The 14,229-nt window shown below is 64.9% G+C and carries 12 protein-coding genes; 5 read left to right on the top strand and 7 right to left on the bottom strand.

What is annotated here, in order from left to right:
* The coding region (locus tag EOB49_RS26450; RefSeq protein WP_245472846.1) for an LLM class flavin-dependent oxidoreductase at window positions 1–722 on the top strand (722 nt) is incomplete at its 5' end.
* A 32-nt stretch (window positions 723–754) separates the two neighbouring features.
* On the opposite strand, the gene EOB49_RS26445 is transcribed toward EOB49_RS26450, so the two are convergent.
* Window positions 755–1,774, bottom strand: coding sequence for a LacI family DNA-binding transcriptional regulator (locus EOB49_RS26445; RefSeq protein ID WP_127267670.1), 1,020 nt, complete (start codon window positions 1,772–1,774; stop codon window positions 755–757).
* Between the two features lie 220 nt (window positions 1,775–1,994).
* On the opposite strand from EOB49_RS26445, the gene EOB49_RS26440 reads away from it, so the two are divergent.
* The 3 genes from EOB49_RS26440 to EOB49_RS26430 are packed head-to-tail and all read left to right on the top strand — an operon-like array spanning window position 1,995 to window position 5,856.
* Window positions 1,995–3,578: a sugar ABC transporter ATP-binding protein gene (locus EOB49_RS26440; RefSeq protein ID WP_127382716.1), complete on the top strand. Its 1,584-nt coding sequence runs from the start codon at window positions 1,995–1,997 to the stop codon at window positions 3,576–3,578.
* Window positions 3,575–4,891: an ABC transporter permease gene (locus EOB49_RS26435; protein ID WP_127382715.1), complete on the top strand. Its 1,317-nt coding sequence runs from the start codon at window positions 3,575–3,577 to the stop codon at window positions 4,889–4,891. The genes EOB49_RS26440 and EOB49_RS26435 overlap by 4 nt, the downstream gene beginning before the upstream one ends.
* The gene (locus EOB49_RS26430; RefSeq protein ID WP_127382714.1) at window positions 4,888–5,856 is read left to right on the top strand and encodes a substrate-binding domain-containing protein; all 969 of its coding nucleotides are present in this window, start codon (window positions 4,888–4,890) and stop codon (window positions 5,854–5,856) included. Before EOB49_RS26435 ends, EOB49_RS26430 begins: the two co-directional genes overlap by 4 nt.
* A 40-nt stretch (window positions 5,857–5,896) precedes the next feature.
* Here the strand turns inward: EOB49_RS26430 and EOB49_RS26425 are convergent, their stop codons facing one another.
* Genes EOB49_RS26425 through EOB49_RS26400 form a run of 6 tightly spaced genes read right to left on the bottom strand, consistent with a single transcriptional unit; the run spans window position 5,897 to window position 13,039 of the window.
* Window positions 5,897–6,358, bottom strand: coding sequence for a MarR family transcriptional regulator (locus tag EOB49_RS26425; protein WP_127382713.1), 462 nt, complete (start codon window positions 6,356–6,358; stop codon window positions 5,897–5,899).
* Window positions 6,355–6,939, bottom strand: a complete 585-nt coding sequence (locus tag EOB49_RS26420; protein WP_127271009.1) for an amino acid synthesis family protein — start codon at window positions 6,937–6,939, stop codon at window positions 6,355–6,357. The genes EOB49_RS26425 and EOB49_RS26420 overlap by 4 nt, the downstream gene beginning before the upstream one ends.
* On the bottom strand, window positions 6,932–7,816 hold the full coding sequence (locus EOB49_RS26415) for a UPF0280 family protein (protein WP_127382712.1): 885 nt from the start codon (window positions 7,814–7,816) through the stop codon (window positions 6,932–6,934). The genes EOB49_RS26420 and EOB49_RS26415 overlap by 8 nt, the downstream gene beginning before the upstream one ends.
* Window positions 7,816–9,357 carry a 6-hydroxynicotinate reductase gene (locus tag EOB49_RS26410; protein WP_127382711.1) on the bottom strand — a complete coding sequence of 514 codons (1,542 nt, stop codon included), beginning with the start codon at window positions 9,355–9,357 and terminating at the stop codon, window positions 7,816–7,818. The genes EOB49_RS26415 and EOB49_RS26410 overlap by 1 nt, the downstream gene beginning before the upstream one ends.
* Window positions 9,354–12,188 carry a molybdopterin-dependent oxidoreductase gene (locus EOB49_RS26405; RefSeq protein WP_127382710.1) on the bottom strand — a complete coding sequence of 945 codons (2,835 nt, stop codon included), beginning with the start codon at window positions 12,186–12,188 and terminating at the stop codon, window positions 9,354–9,356. Before EOB49_RS26405 ends, EOB49_RS26410 begins: the two co-directional genes overlap by 4 nt.
* Entirely contained in the window at window positions 12,185–13,039 is an 855-nt protein-coding gene (locus EOB49_RS26400; protein ID WP_127382709.1) for a xanthine dehydrogenase family protein subunit M, read from the bottom strand. Before EOB49_RS26400 ends, EOB49_RS26405 begins: the two co-directional genes overlap by 4 nt.
* A 245-nt stretch (window positions 13,040–13,284) precedes the next feature.
* On the opposite strand from EOB49_RS26400, the gene pncA reads away from it, so the two are divergent.
* Window positions 13,285–13,899 carry a bifunctional nicotinamidase/pyrazinamidase gene (gene pncA / locus EOB49_RS26395; RefSeq protein WP_127267041.1) on the top strand — a complete coding sequence of 205 codons (615 nt, stop codon included), beginning with the start codon at window positions 13,285–13,287 and terminating at the stop codon, window positions 13,897–13,899.
* The last annotated feature ends 330 nt before the right edge of the window (window positions 13,900–14,229 follow it).

Raw genomic sequence — 14,229 nt, 5'->3', positions numbered from 1 at the left:
TGGCCGCCTTGCATCCGGGCCGCATCGATCTCGGCATCGGCCGGGCGCCCGGCACCGACATGGGCACCGCCCGTGCCTTGCGCCGCAATCTTGAGGCCGGGGTTGACAATTTCCCTCAGGATGTCGTCGAGCTGATGGGCTATTTCCAGCCGGCCGAGGAAGGCCAGCGAATTCGCGCCGTGCCCGGCGAAGGCCAGGACGTGCCGGTCTGGATCCTCGGCTCCAGCCTCTACGGCGCGCAGCTCGCCGCCATGCTCGGCCTGCCCTACGCCTTCGCTTCGCATTTCGCGCCGGCGGAGCTGGATCACGCGCTGGATGTCTACCGCTCGCGCTTCCAGCCGTCCGAGCAGCTCGACAAGCCGCATGTCATGCTTGGCCTCAATGTCTTCGCCGCGCCCACCGATGCGGAGGCCCGTTTGTTGTTCACCTCGCTGCAGCAGGCTTTCGTCAATCTGCGCACCGGTCGGGCCGGCCGGCTGCCGCCACCTGTCGAGAACTATGACCGCGATCTCGATCCGATGGCAAAGACAATGCTCGGCCAGGCATTGTCCTGCGCCGTCGTCGGCTCCCCGGAAACGGTGCGGCAAGGCCTCGATGCCTTCGTGCGCCGCACCGGTGCCGACGAACTGATGGTCACTGCGCAGATGTTTGATCATGCGGCGCGGGTGCGGTCGTTCGAAATCCTGGCCGACGCGCACAAATCCCTGTCGCAGGCGGCCTGACAGGCCCTGCTCCGACTTACGCCGGGGGAAGGCTACGCGCTCACGCTCTGCGCAATCGCGCCGAGCGGACGGCATGAATTGCGGATCATCAGCCTGCCCTTGAGCAAAAGCTTGCGCGGCGGCGCGTCCCTGTTGCCGGCGAGACGATCGAGAAGCAGATTGGCCGCCTGTTCGCCGATCGCCTGCACGGGCTGGGCCACCGTGGTCAACTGCGGCTGGAACACGTCGGACCATGGAAAGTCGTCGAAGCAGGCGACCGAAATATCTTCCGGGCAGGACAGGCCGATGTCGCGGATCGCCTTCATGGTGCCGATCACCATCGGATTGTTCGCCGAGAAGATCGCGCTTGGACGATCATGCGAGGAAAGCATCTGCATGGTTTCGTTATAGCCATCGATCTCGTGGAAATTGCCGAAGCGGATCAGCTCCTCGGCGATCGGCAGGCCGGCGGCGTGAAGCGCCTCGCGATATCCCGCCATGCGGTCATGCATCGGCGAGATGTCCGAGGTGCCGGTGATGTAACCGATGCGCCGGTGGCCGAGATTGATCAGATAGGTGATGGCGTCGAACACCGCGCGCTGGTTGTCCAGCACCACGGCATCGGTGTCGATGCCTTTGCAGATACGATCGAGCAGCACGACCGGCACGTTGGCGTCGTCGACGATCCGCTTGAGGATCGCGCCGTCGCCGACGCGCGCCACGATCAGCCCGTCGACCATGCGGTCGAGCAGCAGCCTGATCTGGTCGTCCTGGGTGTTCAAATCCTCGTCCGTGCAGCACAGCATGACGGCATAGCCGGCCCGGTCGAAGGCCTGCTGGATGACCGAGACGACATCGGTGAAGAACGGGTTGGTGATGTGCGGCACGGTCAGTCCGATGGTGCGGGTCGTGCCCATCTTCAGGCTGCGGGCGATCGCGTTGCGCTTGTAGCCGATATCGCGGATCGCCTGCTCGATGCGCTGGCTAAGCTCCGGGCTGACCGTCGCCGTGCCATTGATCAGCGCCGAAACGGTGGCGACAGAAACACGCGCCGCTTCAGCCACATGAAGCATGGTGGGCGCGGTGGATTTGCGGTGTCTTTTTTGCCCTGACGCTGTCATTTTCGAAACGTTTCGCCACCCTTGTTGGCCAATACGTACGGAATCCTGTCCTTTTAAGCAAGAATCGAATTGCATCAAACGCCCGGCACCTTATATCGGCTTGACATGATCGAAACGTTTAGATTAGCGTTTGCGGGAAGTTGACGACGACGGAAGGGAGGCCGCCATTGTCATGCAAGAGAGCAATTGCCTGTCCCCGGAGCACGGTGCGGCCGATCGGTCGCACATCGTTCTGAGTGCCGAGCGCATTTCCAAGAGCTTCGGCGGCATCGCCGCGCTTGTCGATGTCGGCTTTGAGCTGCGTCGCGGCGAGGTTCATGCCTTGATGGGCGAGAACGGCGCCGGCAAGTCGACGCTGATGAAAATCCTCTCCGGCGTCTATACCGGCTATGAAGGCACGGTCAGCGTCGATGGCCGCCCCGTCAGCTTCGCCGGCGTGCGCGACGCCGAGGATGCCGGCATCGCCATCATTCATCAGGAGCTCAACCTAGTGCCCGAGCTCAGCGTCGCCGACAACATCTTCCTCGGCCGCGAGAAGCTGATCGCCGGGCTGATCGTCGACCGCAAGGCGAGCAGCCGCGCGGCAGGTGCTTTGTTGCAGCGGCTCGGCATCGAACTCGATCCGCAAGCCCGCGTCGGCGCCCTGCGTGTCGGCGAGCAGCAACTGGTCGAGATCGCCAAGGCTCTGTCGATGTCGGCACGCATCCTGATCATGGACGAGCCGACCTCGGCGCTTTCGCCGGCCGAATGCCAGCGGCTGTTCCGCATCATCCGCCAGCTTGCCGACAGCGGCGTCGCCATCGTCTACATCTCGCACCGCATCGACGAGGTCATGCATCTGGCCAGCCGCGTCACCCTGTTTCGCGACGGCCGCCATGTGCTGACCGAGCCGATGGCCAGGCTCGACGAAGATACGATCATTTCGGCGATGGTCGGCCGCAACCTGCTCGCTTCCTCCGAGGAAGAGCGCAACACCAGCGGCATGACCGTGCTTTCGGTCGAAAACCTGTCGCTGTCGAAGCCCGATGCGCATGGTTGGCGCACGGTGATCGACGGCGTCGGCTTCGATCTTGCCGCCGGAGAAATCCTCGGCATTGGCGGGCTGCTGGGTTCGGGCCGCACCGAGATCCTGGAAGCGATCTTCGGCTCGAGCGATGGCCGCACCGGCGGCGAAATCCGTATTGACGGCCATCCCGTGGACATCCGTTCGCCGCGCGATGCGAGGCGGCTGGGCATTGCGCTGGTGACCGAGGACCGCAAGACGCAAGGGCTGCATCTGCAGGCTTCGATCGCGGACAATGTCGCGCTGCCGCTGGTCGGCTCGCTGGCCCGCTTCGGCATCCGCTCGCTGGCCGGCGAGCAGGGGCTGGCGCGGCAGGCGGTCAAGGCCCTCGGCATCCGCTGCCGGGACATCGACCAGCCCGCCGGTACGCTGTCGGGCGGCAACCAGCAGAAGGTTGTCATCGGCAAATGGCTGGCGACGAAGCCGAGGGTGCTGTTGCTCGACGAGCCGACGCGCGGCATCGATGTCGGCGCCAAACGCGAGATCTACGACCTGATCTTCAAGCTGGCGCGCGACGGTCTCGCCATCGCCGTCATCAGCTCCGAACTGCCGGAGCTGCTGCACCTCTCCGACCGCATCCTGGTGATGGCCGATGGCCGCCAGACAGGCATTCTTTCCCGCGACGCGGCCAGTGAGGAGGCCATCATGCGCCTCGCCGCCCCGCGCCGGACCATATCGAGACCAGCCGCATGACCGTTTTGAAACTCCTGTCCCGGACCAAGCTCTATTGGGGCCTGATCGCCATCTTCCTGATCGGTGTCCTGGGCTCGCCGATGAGCTCGAAGGGCAACAACATCTTCCTCTCCTACGGCAATCTGCTCGATGTGCTGCGCCAGGTGTCGACCACCGGCCTGATCGCCACTGGCATGACGGCTGTCATCATCACCGGCGGCATCGATCTCTCCGTCGGCTCGCTAATGGCCATCTGCTCGGTGGTCTGCGCCATGCTGCTGACGGTTCCAGGCGTGACGCCGGGCGTCGTGCTGGGCGTGCCAACCGTCGCCCTGGTGGCGCTTTGCCTCGGTTTCGTCGTCACCCGTTTCATTTTCCAGAACCTGGCAAAATCCCGTGCCGGCGCCGACCTCCTCCGTGAGATCAAGCTGGACGGGATTCGCGGCCTGGTCACGCCCGCCGTCGTCGGCGTGGTCCTGTGCTGCCTGTCGCTGTGGTTTCTGCTGCCGCAGATCGAGCCGAAATTCGGTGTGCTCGGCGTGCTGCTGGTGGCGCCGTGCGTTGGTTTGCTGTTCGGCGCGCTCAACGGCTTCATCATCGTTGCCGGGCGCCTGCAGCCCTTCATCGTCACCCTGGCGATGATGGTGACGGCGCTCGGCATCGCACGGCTGACCGCCGGCCAGAACAATGCGGTGCTGCCAGTCTATACAGGCTCCAACGCGACCGCCGATTTCGAGATCCTGCGCTCGCTGGTGTTCGGCATCATCCCGATGCCGGGCCTGTTCTTCCTCGGCGCCATCCTGATCTATGGCGCGGTGCTGCGCTTCACGCCGTTCGGCCGCTATGTCTACGCCATCGGCGGCAACGAGGAGGCGGCGCGCCTCTCCGGCATCGCCGCCGGCCGCGTCAAGATCGCTACCTATGCCGTCTCGGGGCTGCTCGCCGGCATCGCCGCCGTGCTCTATGTCGCACAGTACCGGCAAGGCAAGCCGGATGCCGGCGCCGGGCTGGAGCTCGACGCCATCGCCGCCGTGGTCATCGGCGGCACCAGCCTGATGGGCGGGCGCGGCAGCCTCGTCGGCACGTTCTGCGGCGTGCTGATCTTCGGTCTGCTCTCCAACATCCTGCAGCTCCACAACATCAATTCGAACCTTCAGCTGGTGCTGAAGGGGATGATCATCATCGGCACCGTGCTCGTGCAGGAGCGCAATGCCGGTGATCTCCTGGCCTATCTGCGCCTGCCCGGCGGGCAATCGGCGCACAAGGAAACGGCCGCGGCAAAGCGGCCGTCGCAAGAGACACCGTCTCTCAATCTCGGAGGAAACAATAAATGAAACGACGTGACATGTTGAAGCTTGCCGCCGTGACCGCGGCACTGCTGACCACCACCGCGCTTCTGACCACCGGCAATGCCTTCGCCCAGGACAAGAAGTGGAAGATCGGCTTCTCGCAGGTGACGACCATCGAGCCCTGGCGCGCGCAGTTCAACAAGGACATTCTGGCCGAAGCCGCCAAGCATCCCGAGGTCGAACTGATCATCGCCGACGGCGAGGACAAGACCGAAAAGCAAGTCGCCGATGTCGAGAACCTGATCCGCCAGGAAGTCGATGCGCTGTTGGTGTCACCGAAGGAATCGGCCGGCCTGACCGGTGTCGTGCAGCAGGCGATCGATGCCAAGATCCCGGTCTTCGTGCTCGACCGCAATGTCGAGACCAAGGACTACACGCAGTTCGTCGGTGGCGACAACGCGCTGATCGGCCGCGCGGCCGGCGAATATGCCGTCGAACTGCTTGGCGGCAAGGGCAAGGCTGCAGGCAACGTCGTCGAGATCTGGGGCGGCATGGGCACCCAGCCGGCGCATGACCGCCACGACGGCTTCCACGAATTCACCGACAAGGAGCCGGGCATCAAATATCTGCTCGACCAGCAATCGGGCGACTGGAAGCAGGATCAGGCCTACAATCTGATGGCCAACGCGCTGAAGAGCAACGAGAAGATCGATCTCGTTTACGGCCACAACGACCCGATGGCCTATGGTGCCTATCTCGCCGCCAAGGATGTCGGCCGCGAAAAGGACATCAAGTTCATTGGTATCGACGGCCTGCCCAACGAAGGCGTGCAGATGGTCAACAAGGGCGAGCTGACGGCAACCTTCACCTATGTCACTCCCGGTGCGGAAGGCCTGCGCCAGGCGATCAAGTTCCTCAACGGCGAGAAGGTCGAAAAGACCATCACTCTGCCGACCGAGAAGATCACCAAGGAAAACGCCGCCCAGGTGCTGAAGGACAACGGCCTCTGAGCCAAGCTTCCTGCCGGGTGCCTTTTTGGCGCCCGGCGGTCTAAGCCAGCTTCACCAGCAGCTTCATGAAGGTGGCGATCTCCTTGGAGGAGAGCGGTGCCAGCGTCTCCTGGGTGATCTCGCGCGCCAGCGGGATCAGGCGCTCGATGGCATCACGGCCTGCCGCGGTCAGATTGACCAGCAGCCGTCTCTTGTCGACCTCGTGCCTGGAAAGCTCGACCAGGCCGCGCGCCTTCAGCCGGTCGATGACGCCCTTCACCGTCGCCGCATCCATCGCGATCAGCGTGCCGAGCTGGTTCTGCGAGGTCTCGCCGACGTCACGCAGCTTGGCCAACGCCGCGAATTGCGGCGGCGTCAGATCGCCGATATGCGCGGCAAATATCGCCACATGGCGCTGATGCGCCTTGCGCAGGATGAAGCCGACCTGCTCCTGCAGCAGGTAATCCTGGTCGTCCGGCGCCTCGACCTCGACCAGCTTGAGCAGATTGTCCTCGCCGCTCACCGCAAGCCATCCCAGGCTTTGATGTCATCGGCCGCGAGACCACCCATGCGATTGTGGATGCGCGGGCCACAGGTCATGGCGAGGCAGAACAGGATTTCGTCCGGGCGCGGACCATCGCTGATGCCGACTTCCATGGCGTCGAAATGGCTGCGCACATAGGCGGCGTTGATGTGGCCGAGCGGTACATCGAGCTTTGAACCGAACGCGCCGACCTTTTTGGCCGACGGCACGATCGCCTTGGCGTCGCCGAGCCGTTCGCGCATGGCGTAGCCGCCGGGCACATGCCACAGCGCACCGTGCTCCAACTCGCCCGCCGTGCCGACAATGGCGCCCTTGCCGTAGCCGTCGATCTGCTTGACGTCGCCGCCGAGCGCCGCGATCAGCCGGTCGGCGAGCAACAGGCCGAGCGGCTTCAGATCGTCCATGGCGCTCTGCAAGTCTTCGACATAGCGCCCGGCGAACGGGTTTTTCACCAGGGCCATGGCGGCGGCGCGGCGGCGCGGCACCTGGGCCACCGGCCCGCCCTCGTGAAAAATCTCTTCGGTCAGCACCGCGATTTTGCGGATCGAAAACTCAGGCATGGGCAACTTCCTCCCTCGAACTTTTGTTGGGCGCTGCAAGCGCGACCGAGCCACTGATGCGGATCTCACCGCCAAGAAACAGCGCCGATGCGGCAATCAGGCCGCGCCGGCGAAAATCTTCGGCGACGGCAAGGCCATTGTCCAGCGCCCGCGCCACTTCGCCAAGGGCAAGCGTGCCGACACCATGTGTCACCAGGCGCGCGCCGAGATCGCTGTCGGGCGACAATTCATGTGCGGGAATGCGCTTGATGGCGGGATTGCCGGGCAGGTCCACCGCGTTGGCAATGAGGGTCGCTGCCGCATCGGCCTCGGCGCCGGTCCGCGCGAGCACGGTGACGGCGTCGGCAATGCCAAGCGAGAAGGAGCGGCCGCGCCAGCCGCTGGTGGCAACGCCACGAACGCCATCTTCCGCGCGGATCGTGATCCGGTCCGCCATGCCGTTCCCGGTGCCGGCGACCGCCAAGCCCATCGACTGTCCCCTGCCGATATGGATTGCGCAGTCGCCACCATTGTTGACATAGGCGCGATCGAGCTTGCGGCCGGCAAGCAATGCGGCGAGCATTTCGTCGGCTACCGATCCCGCGACGGCGGCCATCGGTGTTATGAAGCATTCCGCCAGGGGCATGACGGCTGCTTCCATGCGGCGCGCCGTCGGGCCGGCGAAGCTGCGAGGCGCCAGGAAAAACGCCGGTAGTCGCAATTCGGGGAGCTCCTCGACCAGCTCCATCAGGATCGTCTGGAACCGCGCTACCGCCTGTTCATAGGCTCGGCGGCATTCATCCGTCTCACCAAAAACCTCGACGATCAGGTCGATCGGCCCGTGGTTGAGATGCAGCCGCTTGCCGTCCTGCAGCCAGTTGGCTTGCGGGCCTTGCATCACCCGGCCCCGTTCGAGCCGGCACGGCGCAGCTGCGCGAGTGGCGGCCATGGATTGGTGGCTTCGGCGCCTGTGCCGCGGCGCGGATTCAGGTACTCACCGCCTGTTGCGACAATATCCTCGACGCTGCGGATCTCGGCCTCGTACCCGCCGAGCCTGACATAGTCGTCGCGGCGCAGCGTGAATTCGATAGGCGCCACCAGCGCCGGCGTCGGCACATAGCCGAAGGCACCCTCAGGCACTCTGGTGACATCGACCATCAGCGTGATGCCGCCGCCCGGCCAGACATAGACCGGCGCGCCGCCGACCGTGACATAGGTGGTCAGGCCCTGAACCGAGCGGGTGAGATTGACCGGGTTTTCGGTGACGCCGGCCCGCAGCGAGCCGCCGGCGCCGCCGATGAACAGCACTGTGCACAAAGCTGGCTCGCAATTGTCCTCGATCAGCCCGACCGACTTCTGCAGCCGTTCGGGGAAAGGTTTTTGCACCGGTTTCAGTTCGTCGTCGAGTTCGTAATAGGCGAACTGTTCCCCGGTGGTCGACACCATCAGCAGCGACAGCCCCGGCCGCGCGCCTTTCTTGGCGTTCCACTCTCCGAGGATCGACAGCGGGTCTGAAATGCTGGTGCCGCCCCAGCCCAGCCCGGGTTCGGACACCTTGAAATAGCGGCCCGGCGTCGAACGGCGGCCGATTATTTTTATACCTGTATCCTGCCAGCCCAGCACCTTGCCGGCCTGATGCTCGGAAACAACGCCGGTGATGTGGTCGTCGACCACCACCACCTCGTCGACAAGGCCGCGCCATTGCGTGGCGAACATGCCGATAGTGGCCGAGCCGCAGCCGACGCGCATTCGGTGTTCCTGCTTGCCGTCGATGACAGGTGCTTTGCCGGCTTCGACTATGATGGTGGCGCCGCCGTCGATGGCCAGTTCCACCGGCTTGCGGTTGCACAGATTGAGCAGCGCGTCACAGGTGGCGCGTCCCTCGGCCTTGGAGCCGCCGGTCAGATGGTGCACACCGCCCAGCGACAGCATCTGCGAGCCATACTCGCCCGTCGTGACATGGCCGATCGCTTCGCCGGCTGCGCGGACTATTGCCGTCTCGGGACCGAGGTGACGGTCGGTATCGATCTTCACCTTGACGCCGCAATAGGAGAAGATGCCCTCGGTGACGACGGTGACGAGATCGACGCCTTCGACCTCCTGGCTGACGATGAAGGGGGCCGGCTTGTAGTCGGGATAAGTGGTGCCGGCGCCGATTGCGGTGACGAAGCGGCGGCCGGTGTTGACCAGTTCGCCATCCCATGCCTCGCCCTCGGCGACGAACGGCACGATCGCCGCGCCGGTCTCTGATGCATGGTCGAGGATGGTCAGCGGATCCATCCGCACGATCCTGCCGCCGACATTTCCGTAGCGGTCGCAGGCGCCGGTGCGCCCATCCGCGATGTAGCACATCACCGGACAGGCATCGCATCGGATCTTCTCCGCCACCAGCTTCTCGCCGGGATCATGGGTCTCGAAGCGTTCGGCAAGCTCGCTCATCGGCGTGCCTCCTTTTCGCGGATGCCATCTTTTTCGCGGATGCCAGCGCGGATACGCGTCGGCGTCGCCGGAACTTTGGTGACCAGCACACCGGTGGCGTGGCGGATGGCATTGAGGATTGCCGGTGCCGTCGGGATCAGCACATGCTCGCCCAAACCCTTGGCGCCAAAGGGTCCTTCCGGATCCGGAACTTCTATCAGGATGGTCTCGATCGGCGGCACGTCGCCAATGGTCGGGATGAGATAGTCGTGCAGATTCTCGGTGCGGCCGGGGATATACTCTTCCATCAGCGCCATGCCGATGCCTTGCGCAATGCCGCCTTCGATCTGGCCCTCGGCCAGCAGCGGGTTGATCGCCTTGCCGACATCATGCGCGGCGGTGATTTTCAGCAGCTTCACCGTGCCGAGCTTGAGGTCGACCTCCAATTCGGCGATCTGCGCGCCATAGCCGTAGACGGCGTAGGGTTTGCCCTGGCCCTTGGCGTCGAGGGGCAGCGTCGGCGGGTCGTAGGTCTCCTCGGCGCGAAAGACGAAGCCTTCGGCATCCACGTCCAATGTGGTGAGATCGATGCGGCGGGTGGCTTCTCCCTCGCGGATGACGATCGCCGAACCGTCCAGTTGCAGAGCGGCTTTTTCCGAAACATTGGCGAAGCGCAGGATCTTTTCGCGCAAGGCGCGGCCAGCCTTTTCGGCCGCCTTGCCGGTGACGAAGGTCTGGCGCGAGGCCGAGGTCTTGCCGGCGTCGGGGGTGATGGCTGTATCGGCGCTCTTCAACTGGAATTTCTCAAGCGGCAGGCCGAGCGCGTCGGCGCATATCTGGGCGATGACCGTGTTGGATCCCTGGCCGATATCGACAGCGCCCTGGTGCAGGATGACCGTGCCGTCAGCCGCGATGCCGACCCGGATGGTCGACGGGTTGGGCAGCGAGGTGTTGCCGCAGCCATACCAGCAGGACGCGACGCCAACGCCGCGCTTTCTATCCCTGCTGGCACGGTTGAACGCATCCGCATCGGCTGTTGCCCGCACCCAATGCGGCTGCAGCGATTCGAGGCATTCGGCAATGCCGACGCCGGACTCCAGAAGCTGCCCGGTAACCGTTTCGGATCCGTTACGAAGGCAGTTCTTCAAGCGAAAATCGAGCCGGTCCATGCCGAGCCTGCCGGCCAGTTCGTCATACAGCGTCTCCTGCATGATCGTCGCTTGCGGCACGCCGAAGCCGCGGAAGGCTCCCGAGATCGGCCCATGCGTGTGGATGGCGCGGCCTTCGGCGCGGTAATTCGGCGTCGCGTAGGGTCCGGAGGCGTGCACCGGCACGCGGTTGGCCACGGTAGGGCCCCAGCTTGCATAGGCGCCGGTGTTGAAGTCACCTTCGAAGATCATGCCGGTGACAAGGCCGTCGGCATCGGCGCCGATGGTCGCCTTCATCTCGGCCGGATGGCGCTTGGTGGTCGACACCATCGATTCGTTGCGGGTGTAGGCAAGTGCCGCCGGCCGCCCGGTCTTTATCGCCACAAGGCCGATCAGCGGCTGCAGCGAAACGTCGAGTTTGGAGCCGAAACCGCCGCCGGTCGCGGTCGGCACGATGCGCACCTTGTCGACGGCTAGGCCGAGCACCTTCGCCGTCTCGTCGCGGTCCATATAGGGCGCCTGGGTGCAGGCGACGACGACCAGCGTGTCGCCGTCCAGATAGGCATAGCCGGCTTCCGGTTCGATATAGGCGTGCTCGACATAGGAGGTGTCGATGGCGCCAGAGACGGTGAAAGCCGCGCCGGCAAGCGCTGCTTCCGGATCGCCGCGTTCGACGAAGCCGGAGGTCAGCAAGTTTGCCGCCCTGTTTTCATGAATGAGCTTGGCACCGCCGGCGCGCGCTTCGCAGGATTGGAGAACATGCGGCAATTCGGTCCAGCGGATCGGAAAATCCGAGAGGTCGAGATCGAGCATCGCCTCGCGCTCGCCGGCGACCAGCGCCACAGCCTCACCGCGAAGGCGGGCAAACCCTTCCGCCAGCGCCGGCTGGTCGGCGAACGGGCCGATGACGCCGAAACAGTTTTTTCCCGGAATGTCGGCGGCGGTGAAGACACCGGCAACGCCGGGATGTGCCTTCGCCCAGCCGTCGAGGTCGCCGAAGGCGAAGCTGGCATGATAATGCGGCGAGCGGACCACCAGCACGGCCAGCGCATCGGCGGGGAAGGAATCGCCGCCGAATTTCTCAGCCCCGGTGACCTTCGGCATGCCGTCGAGCCGGATAGGCGAGGAGCCGATCGCATGGCCGGATGGAGGCAAGCGGAAATCCAGGCTTGCTGCCTGCAGCGAGGCATCCATCACCGCGGCAATGATCTTCCGGTAGCCGGTGCAGCGGCACAGAACTCCGCCGAGCGCGTCCTGCACCTCGACCTCGGTCGGGTTGGGCTGCTTGTCCAGTAGCGCGGTTGCCGCGACCAGCAGCGCCGGCGTGCAGATGCCGCACTGCGCAGCGCCATGGGCGAGGAAAGAGGCCTGCAACGCCGACAATCGGCCATTGGCAAGCCCTTCCACGGTCGTCACCGATGCGCCGGCGGCGGAAGCCGCCGACATCAGGCAGGCGCAGACCGGATCGCCGTCGACCAGCACCGTACAGGCGCCGCAGTCGCCGGCGTCGCAGCCGACCTTGGTGCCGGTCAACAGCAATTCATCGCGCAACACCAGGGACAGGCGGCGCAGCGGCGGCACATTGACCGAGACGGAGGCGCCGTTGACCTCGAAGGCGATATCGGCGCGCGCAGCGCCGAAGCCTGGCTGGGCACTGCCCGGATCGGGCAGGGCTTCACGCGCGTCAGGCCAATTTTGGCTCATGCCGCCACCTCTTCGCCAGTCGTACGCCCCATAGCCGCGAGCACCGTGCGGGCAACAATCTCGCGCACCGCATCGAGCCGGTATTCGGCGCTGCCGCGCACATCGGCGATCGGCGACAGTTCTGCCATCGGCGCGGCCAGGACCGCGTCGGCGAGTCCGCCGTCCACCGGCAGACCGTGCAGCGCGGCTTCGACGCCGGCCAGCCGCTTGGCCACCACCGAACAGGAGCCGGCGGCGACCGCCGCTTGCCGGACAAGGCCATCCTGGACGACCAGACGCGCCGCCACCATGGCGATGGAAATGACGAGATAACGGCGCGCGCCGAGCTTGACGAAGGCCGACGTGCCGCTGGGCTTCGGCACGCGGATGGCCGTGACCATCTCACCGGGCAGCAGAGCGGTTCGGCGGTTGCCGAGAATGAAGTCCTGCAACGGCAGATGCCGCGTCGCGGCCACCGAGCGCAGCTCGACCTCCGCGTCGAGGACGAGCAGGGCCGGCACGCCGTCTGCGGCAGGCGATGCGTTGCAGAGATTGCCGGCGACCGAGGCGACGTTCTGGATCTGCACCGAGCCAACCTCACGCGCCGCCTGTTTCAGCGCATCGAAGGCCGGCGGCAAGGGATGGCGGACGATGTCGGTCCAGGTCGTGCGCGCGCCGATGACGAAATGGTCGTGCGTCTCGGCAATGCCGCGCAGCGAAGCCAGGCCGTTAACGTCGAGAACATTGTCGCGGAAGGGTTTGCTGCCCTGTGCGGGATAGAAATCGGTGCCGCCGGCAAGGATGCGCCAGGCGCCCTCGCCAAGCAAAGCGAGCGCTTCGTCGACCGAGGTGGGTTTCGCGTAACGGATCACGCTTTGCCTTCCAGAAAGGAACTTTCCGAATCCGGTATTTCCGGCGTTCGAGCCGAGAAACTCATTCGTATGCAAATGATATCAAGCCCGCAGGATTTGTCAAAGCCCGAGTTTGCGGCGGCCCGGCCGGCACGCATTTGTTATGTCGCGAGAGGTTGACGCCGCCGGCCATCTGGTCAAGTTTCTGCGTCCGGTCGCGTCAGCGGCATTTTCCACTGGAGCCTGCATACGGAAGAGGAAAGCCCATGGCCGACGAGGCGCTTGTTGTCATCGACCTGCAGAACGACTTTTGTCCCGGCGGCGCGCTGGCGGTTGCCGGCGGCGATGAGATCGTGCCGCTGGTCAACGACCTGATCCGGCGAACCGACCATGTCGTGCTGACGCAGGACTGGCATCCCGCCGGTCATTCCAGCTTTGCCTCCAGCCATCCGGGCGCGCAGCCTTTCACGATGATCGAAATGCCCTATGGTCAGCAGACGCTGTGGCCGGACCACTGCATCCAGGGCAGCCTGGGCTCGGATTTCCATTCCGGCCTCGCCTGGACCAAGGCCGAGCTCGTCATTCGCAAGGGATTTCGGTCTGATATCGACAGCTATTCGGCCTTCTTCGAGAACGACCGCACGACGCAGACCGGCCTTGCCGGCTACCTCCGGGAGCGCGGCATCGACACGCTGACCCTGGTCGGGCTGGCGACCGATTTCTGCGTCGGCTTTTCGGCGCTGGACGCCGTTAGCCAGGGCTTCAAAACCACAGTGCGGCTCGATGCCTGCCGCGGCATCGATCTCAACGGTTCGCTCGATGCCATGCTGCAGCGCCTGCGCGACGCCGGCGTGACGCTCGAAGACCCTTTGTCGGATTGAACGGCCGTTGGGCAAGCACCCCCTCACCCGGATTGCCAGCCGAATTGCGAAGGGCAATTCGGGGCAATCCGACCTCTCCCCGAGGGGAGAGGAGATCGCTGGCGCCGGCGCTTTCCTCTTCTCCCCAGCGGGGAGAAGGTGGCCGCGCAGCGGCCGGATGAGGGGGTGCTGCGCTGGAGATTGGCGACAGGCCATAACCCAGCGAATCTCCCCCGCTAAGGGGCAGATGGCCGGCAGGCCTGAGGGGGGCGACACGGAACGCAAGCTTGCTTCCAACTGTTGGAACAGTCCCTACTGCGCCGCCTTGATCTCGCTGACGATCTTCGAATA

The organism is Mesorhizobium sp. M7A.F.Ca.MR.148.00.0.0 (assembly GCF_003997735.1).
GTDB lineage: Bacteria > Pseudomonadota > Alphaproteobacteria > Rhizobiales > Rhizobiaceae > Mesorhizobium.
Note: the sequence above shows the minus strand (reverse complement) of the source record. Positions and strands in the feature narration are given on the sequence as shown.

What these genes read in the sequence shown, in the direction of transcription:
- EOB49_RS26430 (WP_127382714.1), top strand. Translation starts at nt 4,888, where the DNA reads ATGAAACGACGTGACATGTTGAAGCTTGCCGCCGTGACCGCGGCACTG.
- EOB49_RS26440 (WP_127382716.1), top strand. Translation starts at nt 1,995, where the DNA reads ATGCAAGAGAGCAATTGCCTGTCCCCGGAGCACGGTGCGGCCGATCGG.
- EOB49_RS26420 (WP_127271009.1), bottom strand. Translation starts at nt 6,939, where the DNA reads ATGCCTGAGTTTTCGATCCGCAAAATCGCGGTGCTGACCGAAGAGATT.
- EOB49_RS26405 (WP_127382710.1), bottom strand. Translation starts at nt 12,188, where the DNA reads ATGAGCCAAAATTGGCCTGACGCGCGTGAAGCCCTGCCCGATCCGGGC.
- pncA (WP_127267041.1), top strand. Translation starts at nt 13,285, where the DNA reads ATGGCCGACGAGGCGCTTGTTGTCATCGACCTGCAGAACGACTTTTGT.
- EOB49_RS26445 (WP_127267670.1), bottom strand. Translation starts at nt 1,774, where the DNA reads ATGCTTCATGTGGCTGAAGCGGCGCGTGTTTCTGTCGCCACCGTTTCG.
- EOB49_RS26415 (WP_127382712.1), bottom strand. Translation starts at nt 7,816, where the DNA reads ATGCAAGGCCCGCAAGCCAACTGGCTGCAGGACGGCAAGCGGCTGCAT.
- EOB49_RS26410 (WP_127382711.1), bottom strand. Translation starts at nt 9,357, where the DNA reads ATGAGCGAGCTTGCCGAACGCTTCGAGACCCATGATCCCGGCGAGAAG.
- EOB49_RS26435 (WP_127382715.1), top strand. Translation starts at nt 3,575, where the DNA reads ATGACCGTTTTGAAACTCCTGTCCCGGACCAAGCTCTATTGGGGCCTG.